This window comes from Streptomyces sp. NPDC057010 (assembly GCF_042673805.1).
Lineage (GTDB): Bacteria > Actinomycetota > Actinomycetes > Streptomycetales > Streptomycetaceae > Streptomyces.
In genome coordinates, this window is record NZ_JBHUSC010000010.1 from 41,917 (window position 1) to 55,011 (window position 13,095).

The 13,095-nt window shown below is 67.0% G+C and carries 14 protein-coding genes and 1 pseudogene; 7 read left to right on the forward strand and 8 right to left on the reverse strand.

Going from position 1 to position 13,095, the window contains the following annotated elements:
• Positions 1–20: 20 nt before the first annotated feature.
• Complete coding sequence (locus ACFTXQ_RS12880; RefSeq protein WP_382639414.1) at positions 21–179, reverse strand: hypothetical protein; 159 nt, start codon at positions 177–179, stop codon at positions 21–23.
• A 708-nt stretch (positions 180–887) separates the two neighbouring features.
• Positions 888–1,271, reverse strand: a complete 384-nt coding sequence (locus tag ACFTXQ_RS12885; protein ID WP_382639417.1) for a barstar family protein — start codon at positions 1,269–1,271, stop codon at positions 888–890.
• A gap of 103 nt (positions 1,272–1,374) precedes the next feature.
• Between ACFTXQ_RS12885 and ACFTXQ_RS12890 the strand changes: the two genes are divergently transcribed.
• Together ACFTXQ_RS12890 and ACFTXQ_RS12895 are read left to right on the forward strand one after the other, a co-directional pair.
• The gene (locus ACFTXQ_RS12890) at positions 1,375–1,503 is read left to right on the forward strand and encodes a hypothetical protein (protein WP_382639420.1); all 129 of its coding nucleotides are present in this window, start codon (positions 1,375–1,377) and stop codon (positions 1,501–1,503) included.
• A gap of 145 nt (positions 1,504–1,648) precedes the next feature.
• Positions 1,649–1,975, forward strand: a complete 327-nt coding sequence (locus ACFTXQ_RS12895; RefSeq protein ID WP_382639423.1) for a GYD domain-containing protein — start codon at positions 1,649–1,651, stop codon at positions 1,973–1,975.
• Here ACFTXQ_RS12895 and ACFTXQ_RS12900 read toward each other — a convergent pair.
• Positions 1,951–2,217, reverse strand: coding sequence for a transposase (locus ACFTXQ_RS12900; protein ID WP_382639750.1), 267 nt, complete (start codon positions 2,215–2,217; stop codon positions 1,951–1,953). The genes ACFTXQ_RS12895 and ACFTXQ_RS12900 overlap by 25 nt on opposite strands.
• A 134-nt stretch (positions 2,218–2,351) precedes the next feature.
• Here ACFTXQ_RS12900 and ACFTXQ_RS12905 point away from each other — a divergent pair.
• Positions 2,352–3,054 (forward strand): annotated as a pseudogene (locus ACFTXQ_RS12905) (transposase family protein); the annotation flags it as partial.
• Here ACFTXQ_RS12905 and ACFTXQ_RS12910 read toward each other — a convergent pair.
• The 3 genes from ACFTXQ_RS12910 to ACFTXQ_RS12920 all read right to left on the reverse strand — a co-directional run bounded on the left by ACFTXQ_RS12910 (position 3,055) and on the right by ACFTXQ_RS12920 (position 5,308).
• Positions 3,055–3,624, reverse strand: coding sequence for an SMI1/KNR4 family protein (locus ACFTXQ_RS12910; protein ID WP_382639426.1), 570 nt, complete (start codon positions 3,622–3,624; stop codon positions 3,055–3,057).
• Between the two features lie 579 nt (positions 3,625–4,203).
• Positions 4,204–4,500 (reverse strand): hypothetical protein, encoded by a 297-nt coding sequence (locus ACFTXQ_RS12915; protein ID WP_382639429.1) that lies wholly within the window; start codon positions 4,498–4,500, stop codon positions 4,204–4,206.
• Positions 4,501–4,756: 256 nt separating this feature from the next.
• Positions 4,757–5,308 carry an IS5 family transposase gene (locus ACFTXQ_RS12920; protein WP_382639432.1) on the reverse strand — a complete coding sequence of 184 codons (552 nt, stop codon included), beginning with the start codon at positions 5,306–5,308 and terminating at the stop codon, positions 4,757–4,759.
• Between the two features lie 88 nt (positions 5,309–5,396).
• Between ACFTXQ_RS12920 and ACFTXQ_RS12925 the strand changes: the two genes are divergently transcribed.
• Positions 5,397–6,271 (forward strand): IS5 family transposase gene (locus ACFTXQ_RS12925; protein ID WP_382639435.1). Its coding sequence is split into 2 segments (ribosomal slippage): positions 5,397–5,741 and positions 5,744–6,271, totalling 873 coding nucleotides; the frame shifts between segments, so codons are not numbered across the junction.
• Positions 6,272–6,274: 3 nt separating this feature from the next.
• On the opposite strand, the gene ACFTXQ_RS12930 is transcribed toward ACFTXQ_RS12925, so the two are convergent.
• The gene (locus ACFTXQ_RS12930) at positions 6,275–6,790 is read right to left on the reverse strand and encodes a hypothetical protein (protein WP_382639438.1); all 516 of its coding nucleotides are present in this window, start codon (positions 6,788–6,790) and stop codon (positions 6,275–6,277) included.
• Between the two features lie 216 nt (positions 6,791–7,006).
• Positions 7,007–7,858 carry an MBL fold metallo-hydrolase gene (locus ACFTXQ_RS12935; protein ID WP_382639441.1) on the reverse strand — a complete coding sequence of 284 codons (852 nt, stop codon included), beginning with the start codon at positions 7,856–7,858 and terminating at the stop codon, positions 7,007–7,009.
• Positions 7,859–9,700: 1,842 nt separating this feature from the next.
• Between ACFTXQ_RS12935 and ACFTXQ_RS12940 the strand changes: the two genes are divergently transcribed.
• The 3 genes from ACFTXQ_RS12940 to ACFTXQ_RS12950 all read left to right on the forward strand — a co-directional run bounded on the left by ACFTXQ_RS12940 (position 9,701) and on the right by ACFTXQ_RS12950 (position 12,819).
• Positions 9,701–9,973, forward strand: a complete 273-nt coding sequence (locus tag ACFTXQ_RS12940; RefSeq protein WP_382639444.1) for a hypothetical protein — start codon at positions 9,701–9,703, stop codon at positions 9,971–9,973.
• Between the two features lie 444 nt (positions 9,974–10,417).
• Positions 10,418–11,080 carry an N-acetylmuramoyl-L-alanine amidase gene (locus ACFTXQ_RS12945; protein WP_382639447.1) on the forward strand — a complete coding sequence of 221 codons (663 nt, stop codon included), beginning with the start codon at positions 10,418–10,420 and terminating at the stop codon, positions 11,078–11,080.
• 152 nt (positions 11,081–11,232) lie between these two features.
• Complete coding sequence (locus tag ACFTXQ_RS12950; RefSeq protein WP_382639449.1) at positions 11,233–12,819, forward strand: penicillin-binding transpeptidase domain-containing protein; 1,587 nt, start codon at positions 11,233–11,235, stop codon at positions 12,817–12,819.
• Positions 12,820–13,095 lie beyond the last annotated feature (276 nt).

Sequence of the window (13,095 nt, forward strand, 5' to 3'; positions counted from 1 at the left end):
ACTGCGGGACTCGTCCACGGTCACGTCACGTCCATGCGCAGCCGTCGCAAGCACAGCGAGTGGCGGAAGATCCCGCCCTGGTCGACGGCCCGGTCGGCGCCGACCTCCGCGACCAGCTCGGGGCGGACCAGGACGGCGTTCAGGACGTCACGCGACCCCGACGACGCCGCGAACCGCACGTCGATCCACGGATGGCCCGGGGGCCGCGGCCGCCAGACTGCCGGAAAACACGCCATGCAGGGCCGCCCGGCAGGCGCAGTACGGGGGCTGAGTCATGGCTGTCCTGCCGCCGGACCTCCCCCGGCTGCGGACGCTGGTCACCTACCTGAGCGCCGAGCTCGACCGGACCGAGAAGGACTGGCCGCCGCCGAGGAACGCGAGGCCCTCGCCGCGTCCCGACGGCCGCCAAGAGAGTCGCCCGCATGGCTCATCGAGCGCGGAATCGGCAACGGCCGGCCCCCGGTCCGACAGCGCGCCGGAGACTGCTGGGACATCCGCTGCGCCCTGGCCACCCCGGACCAGATACGGCGGCTGCTGACCGAAGTCGTGCCCGCCTGCATCCGGGAGTGCTGGAATGACCGGCACTCGGCACGGTGGGGAGATCAGCCCTGCCCGGCGCGTGGTCGTTTACCCGCCCGATGCCCAGGGCCAGCGCCGCGTCCGCTGCGACGGCGAGATCCTCGGCCGCGCGCCCCGCCGACTTGTTGAAGCTCCTGCGGCGGGCCGGCCTGGACCCCGACGCCGTCCGCCTCGACGATCCGCTGCTCATCGAGTGGCGCGTCAGCGCGGGCTGGCTTTGTCCACGAGTTTTTGGGAGGTAGCTGGCTGCATAGGTCGCCGACCACATCGACGAAGGCCGCCTGCCGCCTCCGTGACCCGCCGCCTGGCTAACGAAGGCGCAGGCCCCCCGGCAGTTCTTCTTCAATGATCTCAACCAGCCAGTCGAAGGCGGTCGGGCCACGTCCAGCGCGGGCTTCCGCCAGTCTGGCGGCCATGGGTGCCCTATGCGTCGGATGACAGCGGGCAAGCCACATCTCGAGCTGCCGAGCAGTCTCCGGATATTCCAGATGCTGGCGGGAGGCTTCGTGATCACGCCACTCGATCATGAAGTCGCCGTCGTCCGGCGTCCCGAAGCCACCGCGGAGGCAGTCAGCGAAGGCATCAAGATTCCGGCCGAAGTAACCGCCGCAGCCGATGCTCTCGCCAGCGACCTGCCAGAAGTCCTCCAGCGTCTTCACCTTGCTGCCGTCCAACACGTACCTCACCGTCACAGCCCGCAGATTACGTCCGGCCTGATGCCCTGCCTATCCGTTTTAAACCCGTGCTGTGCAGGCGGCACCTCGCACGGGTTTGGAGAGGGACTCGTTGGAGGTGATGGCGGCGCCGTACAGCACCGGCGCCGGCCGCGGCTCCAGCCGCGCCTACCGCTGGACGTTCGACGGCACCCACATCCACGGCGCGGACGAGAAGACCGTCCTGCCGAAGCGGGCCTACGGGACCTGACGAGCGCGGAACCCTGGTCGGCAAGAGCAAGGGCGCCCCTGGCCAGGACCTGGAATCCCCAGCCCGTTCGGGGGATGCACGCGCTGCATCCGGCGCGTCTCCCGCCCCGCCGGGGCATCCCTTCGTGAAACGAAAGGGAGACATAATGCCGCTCTATCTGTCGAGGTTCAGCTACACACCGGAGACTTGGGCGAGGCTGATCGTCCGCCCCGAGGACCGCGCAAGGGCCGCCCAGGCGTACATCGAGTCCGTCGGCGGGAAGCTCCACGGCTTCTGGTACGCCTTCGGCACGCACGACGGCTACAACCTGTGGGAGGCCCCCGACAACGTGTCCATGGCGGCGGTTGCGCTGGCGATCAGTGGAGGCGGCGCACTTAGCTCGTTCGAGACGACGGTCCTCCTGACCGTCGATGAAACCTTGGATGCCCTGCGCAGAGCCGAACGAGTTCAGTACCGGGCACCGGGCGCGTAGCGGTCCGGCTCGTGCGCCGGCTCGCATGGCTCCAGCAAGTAGAGAGCAGGCGAAGTTCCTGGTCGGCCCCACTCCCCCGTGCCCGTCCCGGCCGGTGTGATCAGGGTCTTGTCCCGATGGCCGTTACGCAGGGCCGTCCGTGACGCGGTGTGCTGGTTCCAGCCTGCACCGATGTGCGCGCTCACCCCAGCCTCGATCAGTTCCTGGAGCATCCGCTCAGCCACGCTGCGGGCATGATCGATTCCGTCGGACGAGAGTAGTGAGCTCTTTCAGAGTGGCCGCTGATCGGGTGACGGGCCAGCGTCGCGCGACTCACGAGGCTCCGTGCCGTTGAGAGAGATGCTCGACGTCTCAACTCGACAGCACAGGAGCCTCGTTGGTTGCCCGTCCTGCCGCACTCGACCTGCCTCATGCTCTGGTCGAGTGGGTATCGATACTCATCGTCACCCGTGAGGGTGACCGCCGCTGCAAGCTCCCGCCCCACCAGCGCGCCCTCGTCGGCCTGGTCTGCCTTCGCCAGCACGAGACGCTCGCGCAGATCGCCGCCGGGTTCGGCATATCCGTCGGGACCGCCCACGCCTACGTCAAGGCCGTCGTCGAGCACCTGCCCGCCGGGCACCCGGCCTGCTGCGGGCGAGACGGCTCCCGATCACGTCCTGCTCGACGGGACGCTCGCCGAGTGCGACCGGGTCGGCTGCAGCCGGGCCGACTTCTCCCGGAAGCACCGCCGTCACGGCGTTAACGTGCAGGTCGTGGCCGATCCCACCGGCAAGCTGCTGTGGATCTCATCCGCGCTGCCCGGCCGCATTCACGACCTGGTCGCGGCCCGCGCCCACCGCACCATCCGGATCTGCGAACTCCAGGGCGTGCCCGTGCTCGCCGACCGCGCCTACATCGGGGCCGGCTCCTGGGTGACCACACCTATCAGACGGCTTCCCGGCCGGGACCTCACCACAACCCAGCGGACGATCAACCGAGCCCTGTCAGCGGCACGAGCACCGGTCGAAGAAAGCATCGCGCGACTCAAGTCCTGGCAGATCCTCCGCCGGGCCCGCTGCAGCCCCAACCGGATGACCGTCTCACGACCAGACAAGTCGACCTTCGGTGAACCGACAGACTGGGCAGCTTCCATCGGCGATCCTCGTCAGCGTCTCCGCCACGGAGTCGAAATAGTGGGCCATCGACTCGTACTTGCCCGTGACCGAGTTCTCACCCACGAACCAGCTGCCGACACGCCCGTCCCGCACATCGATGAACTTTCCACTCCAGCCGTCCCGGTCCGACAGGAACGGGATCCACTCGTTACGCCAGAACGGGTAGTCCGGCTGGTCCGGAGGGTCGAATCCGCAGGGCGTGGAGCGGTTCGCGTAAAGCCTCTCCATCGCCCGGATACCCAGGAAGAAGCTTCCCTCGTCGGGGAACCCGTCGAAGCCGCAGCACATCACGTCGTCGTCGAAATCTTCCTCCGGCAGATCCAGATTGTTCTGCAACAGCCACGTCCGCAGGTCCCCATGCAGGGAGATCCTCATCCGTTCTTCGGCTGCCGCGAGCATCTGCTCCGTAGCGGGCCCCGGCAGATCCGCGTGATCGGCCGGCGCGTGCTCCCGAAGAAGACTCATCACACGCGACCAACTCTCAGCCACACTCATCGTCCTCTGTCCTCGCCCCTCTCTACAGGGATGTCTCCGTCCGACCACGCCACTGCGGAGGTTGGGAATATCGGCCGGAGGCCCTTGCAGAGATGGTACTTCGAGCGTGTGTTCCATCCCTCCCCACGATCATCTTCCGCCTCGAAGCGCAGGGTCGACCCCTCAGCGGAGTGACCGCCCGCAACTCTTCACAGACAACCCACTGTGCTCGGCGGGCCCAGCCGAGGAGCTTCCAGGACTCAAGCGAGGGCCACGGCGTCACCCTGGGGTGGCGAAGCAGAAAACGCTCAGTGACTCCAGCCGCCGTATTGGGTCAGACTGGGACAGGAGCATCACCTACTCCTCATCGTGAAACGGGGCGTTCGCCAGGAGGAGTTACGCGATTGCCTGCCTTGCGTCAGGGAGCGGCAAGCGTCAGAAGTGCGCCCCGGACATTCGCCCGCGTACGCCCGCACCTTGTTCGGCTACACCACGACAAGGGATGCCTCGGATGCATCGGGTATTGAGTGGGGCGAAGACTCGTTCGCCTGGTGCTCGCAAGCGAGCGTGGTCGCGGTTTAAGTCCTGCTGGGCCGTGTTTTAGGAAGCGCGGCCGGCCAGCCATTTGGTGAGGTCGCCCGCGATGCGGTCGGGGCTGGTCTCGACGAAGACGTCGTGTTCCCTGCGGGTGGTGTCGCGGCGGACGATCTCGTATCCGCCCCCGTCCAGAACGGCGAACGAGGCGAACCACGCGGGGTCGTCTTCGTCGGGCTGAATGACGACGAAGGTGTTGTCCGTGCCGTTCAGATCGCCGATCAGCATGAACAGGGCGTCCTCGGACGGGACTTCGACGTGGTCGCCGTTCTCACTGTCGGCGCAGTAATACCTGGCGGCCACTGGACCCTCCCCATGTGCGTGATGCCCGATGCCGGTGTCAGAATGGGCGGCCGCTGGTTCACAGCCACTGGTGGAGTCCTCCCGGTCGAAGGCCGGCGGCCGACCTCCGGAGCGGCCACGGCGCTTGCGGTTGCGGACCTGGTCGGCCGGCTCCGCAATGGTGCCACGGATCCCGCGTCTGCTCAGGTAAGCACGGTTGGCGCGCGAGGAGTACGCCTTGTCGCCACGCACCCGCAGCGGCTTGCGCCTCGGACGATCACCACCCGGCTTGGGCACCCTGATCGCTTCGAGGACCGGCTCGCTGCGGACTGTCACCCCGCTGACCCGCCGTTACCAGAACCGGCAACGGCTCCTGACCCTGCTCGCACGCCAGATGAATCTTCGTCGTGAACCCGCCCCGCGACCGGCCCAGCCCGTGATCCTCCGGCTCGACCCCGAGCCCACCGGGCGGCTCCTTCTGCCCGGCGCCGTCCCGGCGGGCACCAGCCGCATGCTGATGGGCCCGGCAGACCGTGGAGTCGACGTTCACCTCCCACGTGATCAGCCCGGCCGCATCCGCCCGCCCCTGCAACAAGGTCAGCAGCCGGGCCCATATGCCCTCGCGCTGCCAGCGCCGGACCAGCCCATGGACGGTCTGCCAGGGTCCGTACTCGCGCGGCAGATCGCGCCGCGGAACACCGGTCGGCACCCGCCAACGCACACCATCGACCAGCCGCCGCCGGTTCCCGGACCTGCGGTTCACACCCACCCCAGGCAACAACGCTTCCAGCACCGACCACTGCTCATCAGAAAGATCCCCACGCCCCACACCATGATCATCACAGCGTGAGACGTGGAACGGAACACCGATCTAGGGTCTGTTTCATAAGTGGATCAAGGTCTGTCATGATCCACTCGTGGGGCGTGGAGATCTGACGAGCGAGCAATGGGCCAGGCTGGAGCCGTTGTTGCCGGTGGGCAAGAAGCCGGGGCGGCCTCCAGTCTGGTCGAAGCGGCAGCTGATCAACGGCATACGCTGGCGGACGGGGACCGGCGCGCCCTGGCGGGACGTTCCTGCACGCTACGGCGAGTGGGAGACCGTCTACGGCCTCTTCCGGCGCTGGCAGCGCGACGGCACCTGGAGCCGGATCCTCACCCAGCTGCAGGCCGAAGCCGACGCGAGAGGTCTGATCACCTGGGACGTGAGCGTGGACTCCACCGTCGCGCGGGCGCATCAGCATGCTGCAGGCGCCCGCAAAAGGGGGATCTGCAGCGGGACAAACCCGGCGGAGTCGCACTTGAGCCCGCCGACCACGGGCTCGGACGCTCGCGCGGTGGACTGACCACGAAGGTGCACTTGGCGGTCGAGCACGGACAGAAGCCGCTGTCCTTCCTGGTCACCGCCGGCCAGCGTCACGACAGTCCCCAGTTCCAGCCGGTCCTGGAGCGCATCCGGGTACCGCGTATGGGTGTCGGCAGGCCGCGCTGCCGCCCGCACCGGGTGAGGGCTGACAAGGCCTACGGGTCCCGAGCCAACCGCGGCTACCTGCGCAGACGCGGCATCCGCTGCACGATTCCGGAGAAGTCCGACCAGATCCGCAACCGCAAGAAGCTGGGCGCTCACGGCGGTCGCCCGCCGAAGTTCGACAAGGCCGACTACCGCGAGCGCCACGCAGTCGAGTGCGGGATCAACCGCCTCAAGCGCCACCGGGCGGTGGCCACGAGGTACGACAAGCTGGCCGTCCGCTACGAGGCCACGGTTACCATCGCCGTCATCAACGAGTGGCTGTGATCGCTACAGCGATCCGCGACTTGCCGGGCCGGCGTGCGACCCTCCAATCCAGAAGGTCAGCGCCTTCCGTCCCCCTCCCAGCGACCGTCGCATCGCATTGACCAGTCGCATCTGCGCCTGAGCCACCTCCGCGCTGGCCTCCCGGAACTCCTCTTCGCCGAGTGGCGTACGGACTGGATCGACTCCTCGCGCGACGCGGTCCAAGAAGCGGTCGACCGACTCGCCAAAGCTGTCGACCTCTCCCGCGACCTCGGCGGGAGCGATCAAGCTGACCCGCGTCAGAACGGCGCTCCACTCGGCCCAGTCGTAGTCCCAGCCGCGATGGTCGGCGTGTGCGCGCTTGATCACCATCGTGAATTTGGCGTAGTGGCTGAGGAGTTCTTGGTAGGCAACCAGTTGCTGATCCCGCGACCACTGATGGTCCTGGCCCCGTCTGGTGACGATCCCGCCCACCAGCACTCCGACAGTCGCCGAGGCCGCTCCAGTAACGGTCGTGATCAGCGCTTCCAGCAAAGCCACCCCAGCCCCCGTGCCCAGCAACCTGCGTTCGATCCCCGATCGGAACATAGCACTGGTGCATATTGGCGCGTCAGAGCATGCGATGGCCTCGTAGCGGGCGATGACATCGGTGGCCGGCCGACGCTTTTGAAACACGCCCTAGAACACGGCCCAGCCGAGCGGGTCTGGTCGTAGGCGCCGGAGTGCAGCAGATCTCCACGCGTGGGTCAGCGCCACTCACGTCCCGGACGGCCGCGGCTGCTCCGGCGGAACCGAGGTCTCGGCAGCCTCCATCCACTGGTCCAGGTCGGCCTGGGTGAACTCTGTCCACGGTGGGATTTCGGGGAGCTGGCGGAGGAGGTCGTAGGCCTCGGGGATCTGGGGGCCACGGAGGACTGGGCAATGGCAGCCGGCGATAACCTCGGCGTTCAGGTGTTGGAAGTCGGTGACGACCGTCCCGAACTTTTGGGCGTCCAGCAGGGCGACCCAGGGGGAGACCAGGCGCCCGCCGAAGAACTGGCCGTCGCGGAATTCGTCTGGCGACATCGCTGCTGTTTCGGGCATGGGGGTCGGCACGTTCGTGGCGAAGGTGTCGACGGCCCACAGGACGTTGGTCTTCGGGTCGAAGAGGGCGCGGGTTGTGGGGTTGTCGTACAGAGGCGGTCGTTTGGCGACCAGGGTGCGGTCGCCCGCGTCGATCGTGTCGCCGTCGGTCATGAAACGGCACCGGTTGATGGGAGTCTCCCACTCCTCAGCCATGCGGCCGATGGAGAACCACGTCGTCAGCAGGGTCGCGTTCGGGCATTCCGCGAGGACCGCCAGGAGGTTGCCGGCGTGGTCGCGGTCGTCGTGGGTGAGGAAGATCCACTGTACGTCCAGGGAATCCACGACGGACCAGGCTGCCTCCAGCCACTGGGCGCGCACTGCGGGCGCCCCGGTGTCCACGAGGGTCGGTTCCGCTCCCCGGATCACCATCGAGTTCATCGGGAAGTGGCCGACCGGCGGGGCCTCAAGGGCCCACGGGATGACGAACGTCTCCTCGGCGATCTTGTACGGCTGCAGAAGGGCGAAACTTTCCGTGGTTGTCATCGCTGCTCTCCCTAGGGCGGAGTCGCCGCAGCGTCCATGAATCCAGTGCAACCCCGTACCGGGCTGTCGTCAAACGCGGAACTCGTGACGGGAAGAGCCGGTGCACGTCGCGGAACCGACAGGGCCCCTCGGAATGCCGTTGTGATGAGTGGCATCAGCACGCCAACGATGAGGGGCCCTACCGTGTCACCTTCACCGCAGAGTACAGGGTGACCACCTTCCAGGACGGCGTCAGCCCGACAAGCCCGGTTCCCATTCCATCAGGAAATGGGAACCGGGTCTGTTACTAAACGTATCTCCGCGCTGAACCTTCCGAATCCACGGCATTTTCGATACCGCAGAGTCCGGCAATGTGGGCCTTGCCCACGAGGTCCGCTCAAATGCCCGTCCCGCACCCGTATCGTTGAACGGAGGCTGGCAGGCTGTCCGGAGCTTCAGAATATAATTGAATCGCCGAGTAGATCCTTAAGCGGAGCGGCGCCGCCGATGGCGGCCAGACCGAACGACGAGAGCAGAACCCATGGCCGCCAGTATCCCGCCCGCAGCCAACGGCAAGCCAGCATCGGACCCCGTCTGGGCGAGGACGTCCGCAGTCCCTCGACCGCCATCCTTCTCATTTTTGTTCGTCGACGCTTGAATGGCACTCGCGCTTTCAGTCGGGTAGCTGGGCCGGCCCGTGTCCCCACCCGCAGGATAACTCGGACGGTCTTCCTCATTCGACGGGTAACTCGGCCGACCCGTCCCCTCATCCCCGGGATAACTCGGACGCCCAGAATCCCGCCGCCCCGACGGCACACCCGACGGATCGCGCTCCAAAGCCCCAGGAGCCCAGTGCCCAGGCTGATCTGCGTCACGCAAGTTTTCCGCTTGTGCGATGCCACCCTCACTCGCCCCGCCACCGTGGCTATCGGCGGCCTGAGCTGACGGCGCGGCAGCCAAAGCTGCACCTGCGGCTACCGCCGAGACGATGGCAGCCGGGTACCAATTTCGACCCCTCCGGATCTTCCTGCCCATTCATGCTCCTTACATCAACACTGACAGCACAGACAGGCGAAACAGTCTCAGCGGCTAGGCAGAAAGCCAAACGATCCTGAATTCCTCTCAGGTTTGACGGTGTACCACCTGTCACAAAGGGCTCCATGGAGTCCCTTCATCTTGAATATTGGCAGGTGAGGAGGGTGGGATGGTGCGGCTGATGCGGTTGGTGGGGCATCGAGCCCGGCGGAGGATACGCCAGGTTTCCAGCGGGGTGCAGGCGCGTTCGCCGGGGTGCCGACGTGGGCGTGGTAGGCGGCGGGCTGGATCCGTGGCGCTAAGAGGTCGATTTCATCTGTTCGGCCGGTCGGGGACCGTCTACGAAGAGCGCGGCAGACCTGTTTCGGGCTCCACCGGATGTCCGGTGGGCCCCACCAGGCAGGGGAAGCAGAGAATCCTTGAAGCGGTGGTCGGCAACATCCTGGGCATCCCCTCAGGTACGGGGAGCAATCCGCGTGGGCAGGCACCGCTACGTCTACAGGGCAACATCTCCATGCTCCGTTTCGCCTCGCCCGGTCCGACCGAAACCTGAAGCCGACCAAAGGGCTTCGTCCTCTGTCAGCTCGGAGCATCCCCTTGGAATGCTGTGGTGATCACCAGCGGATCCCTTGGGTGAAGCACGAAAAAGAGGTAGAGAAAGTCATGACATCTTCCGGACCTGGTCTGCCTGCATGGCCGGCAACGGGCACACGCTCCCAGCGGATGTGTTCTCCGCCTCCGGCTGCCTCAACCTCCCTTTGAAGCAGCCCCGTCCTGCCCCCCGGTGACCCGGAGATCGCACTCGCCACAGCCAACGCCCAGTGGAAGGTGCAGACGAACGTCGCCGTCGCCTGGTTCGCAGCCGAAAAGCGGATCGAGGATGAGGCCATCGCCATCAAGCCCGGCATCTGGAAGAAGCGGGCCGGCCAGATGGCAGCTTGGATGACCAACGTCTGTAGAACGCTGGCGGCCAACCACTTCGACAACAAGCGGGCCTCGCCTGTCCGCTGCACTGCATTGCACTGCATTGCACTGCCGACTGCAACGGCAGTACTCAGCGGGGTCCGCCGTGCAAGCCATCCAACCTGCCGGACCACGTGAAGAGCGGCAGCACCTCACAGCGCTGGGAGCGGCTTCACCACCGTGCGGTGCGTCCGCCTCGCTCCCCCAAGGAATGATCGACTATGTTCTCCGGTTTCGGCAGGCTCTGCACTCGTCGGCGCGAGGGTTCGTTCACGACTCGTACCAAGAATGCGCTGACGACCGGCACGATGGTTCTCGCCCTGCTCGGCGCGGCTGCCACCGCGCTGTCCACGGCCGGCTCGGCACCCGCTCCCGCCCGCAGCACGGCCAGCTTGACCAGCACTGAGTGGAACGCTGTCCTCAACGGCCTACCCACCCAGGACCCCGCGACGCTCCCAGCGCACACATTTCGTGGTGGCCCTATCCGGCCCGAATGCCCTGCCCCACAGGGCACGCTGCCGCGACGTCCTTCGAACAGGATGTGGCCGACCGTGAGGCCAGGCGCCACGGTGGAGAAAGTAAATGAAGCACAGAAAACAAAAGAAGATCAGAGCAATGCCGTCGACTCGGCGCGGGGCACTGGTGACCGGCACTGCTCTCCTTCTCGCCGCAGCTTCCTGGGTCCTGTCCGACAGCGACGCGCCCGAGGTCATGGGGGAATTGACAGAAGCACCGGTGCGAGCAGTCACGGCCGAGAAGGGGTGGATGCCTGGTGCTACCACCAAGCCCATTCTGCTGAATTTCTCCGTCGGTGAACGCGACGCCCAACGCGGGCTCATCCTCCACGTGCAGGAGGGCAAGGGATCTCTGTATCAGCAGTTCTCCGAGCCGCAGCAGCGCAGTTCCTCGCACTTCTGGGTTTCCCTTGAGGGGGAAATAGAGCAGTACGTCTCCGTCCTCGACCAGGCATGGACCCAGGTGGCCGGCAACTCGTCGTGGGCATCTGTGGAGACCGCCGGATTCGCGGCCCAGCCCCTGACCGAGGCTCAGGTGGATGCCGTCGCACGCATCTATGCGTGGGGGGCGGCGGAGCACGGCTGGCCCGACACGATCGCGGAGAGCCCCGAGGGCAGTGGGCTGGGGACTCATCTGATGGGTGGCCATAGTTGGGGAGGCCACGCCTGCCCTGGGGCGGAGCGTTCCGCACAGCGCAAGGAAATCCTCCGTCGGGCGCGCAACATCTAACCCGAGAGGCGCAGACCCAATTGGCCTGCCTTCATCTCGAGGGGCGCCCGAGCTCAGCTGGACGCACGGGGAAAACTCTCGCGGCGGCTGCCTGAGTGCGGCAGCTCCCCTCTCATACGCAGCTGTTACTACGAAACCGTTGGAGAAGAACAATGCGCTGCGGCGTGAAGAGGATATTCGTGGGCTCCGCCATCGCCACCGTTTTCACGGTCACCGGTATCGGGGTGTACAACGTCGGCACTGCCCTGGGCGCGTGGGGTCCCCATTCCGCCAGGCCCGCCGTGTCCGAAGCCGTTGCCGACGAAACGGTCCACGCCTTCCTGGACATGTGGTCCTCGGGCAACATCGAGGCGGCGTCCGGCCTCACGAACGATCCCGGTGCAGCCGCGCTGGCGATGCGTTCCTTCCGCCGGGACGCGCAGGTCGAGCAGGTGAAGTTCAACACCGGCCCGCGCGAGGGGGACTTCCTGCCCGTCCGGGTCAGGGCCACGGTGAGGTCGGGTAAGAGGAAGGCCGTCTGGGAGTACGACTCGCGGCTGAAGGTGGTACTGGGCCGACGGACCGGTGCGCCACTGGTCGACTGGAGTCCGGCCGTGGTTCATCCCCGTCTCGGCAAGGGACAGAAGCTGAAGGCGAAGCCTGCCGGTTCGGCACGCTTCGAGAGCCAGGACCGACAGGGACAGCCGATGACCAAGGAGCAGTACCCAGGCTTGGCCGCAGTACTCGACCAGCTCCGGGCCCGCTACGCCGGTGAGACCGGCATCTCCGTGTGGGCGGAGGGACCGGGCGGCACGGATGCCGTCCCCCTCTTCGAGCCGGGCGGGGGCAAGCCGGTCACCGTGCGTACGACTCTCGACGCCGGTGTGCAGCGGGCAGCCGAGGAGGCAGTGCGCGGCCGGCCCGGAGCCTCGGTGGTAGCGCTCAAGCCGTCCACCGGTGAGATCCTCGCCATGGCCAACTCGGGCGGCGGGGAGTTCAACGCGGCCGCACAGGGGCGGCAGGCACCCGGCTCCACCTTCAAGATCGTCACAGCGGCCGCCCTGCTCGAAGCCGGCCTCGTCACGCCGGACCAGGCCGCCGGATGCCCGGCCGTCGCCACGGTATCGGGCCGGGCCTTCCGCAATGCGCACGGTGGCGACCTGCCCGGTGCCACGTTGAAAGAGGCCTTCGCGATGTCGTGCAACACCACGTTCGTGGCGCTCAACGACCGGCTGGACACCGATACGCTGCCCAGCTTGGCGCGAGATGTCTTCGGAATCGGGAAGGACTGGAAGGTCGGAATACCCACGGCGGACGGCAGCGTAGCTGCCCCAGACGGCCCGGGCGAGAAGGCCGCGACCGCGATCGGCCAGGGCACCGTCCAGATGAACGCACTCAATGTCGCCTCCATCGCCGCCACCGTCCAACACGGCAGCTTCAAACAGCCCGTTCTCGTTCCGGTCGGGGACGAACCCCGGCAACTCGCCACCGCACGTCCCCTCGACGACGGCGTGGCCCGCGGGCTTCGCGACATGATGCGGCACACGGCTCAGAGCGGCACGGCCGCTCCCGCGCTGACCGGGATGGACGGAGACGTCGGCGCGAAGACCGGCACCGCCGAAGTCGACGGGGCAGCCAACAACGGATGGTTCACCGCCTACCGCAACGACATCGCCGCGGCCGCAGTCGTGCGCGGCGGCGAAACGGGCGCCTCGTCGGCCGGACCGATCGTGGCAGCCGTACTCCGGGCAGCAAGCTGACAGGCGCAGTCACCGGACGTCAGCCCGGATCCCAGGGCGCGATTACCTCCGGTGGGGGACACGAACCGGGCCGGCCGCCGTCTCGGTGGCGAGACCAGACGGCGGACCAAGCAGGACGCCGTCGTGGCCATGGTGCGCACCCGCGCCGCCGGCAGGCTCTCTTGACCAAGTCACTGACAGGGCATCCTGGCAGAGGCCACTGACTGAAGCTGCGCAGGCCATGGCGGACCTTCAGCCCTGTGTGGCTGGTCGGGAGAGACGTCACGTGACCGCGAT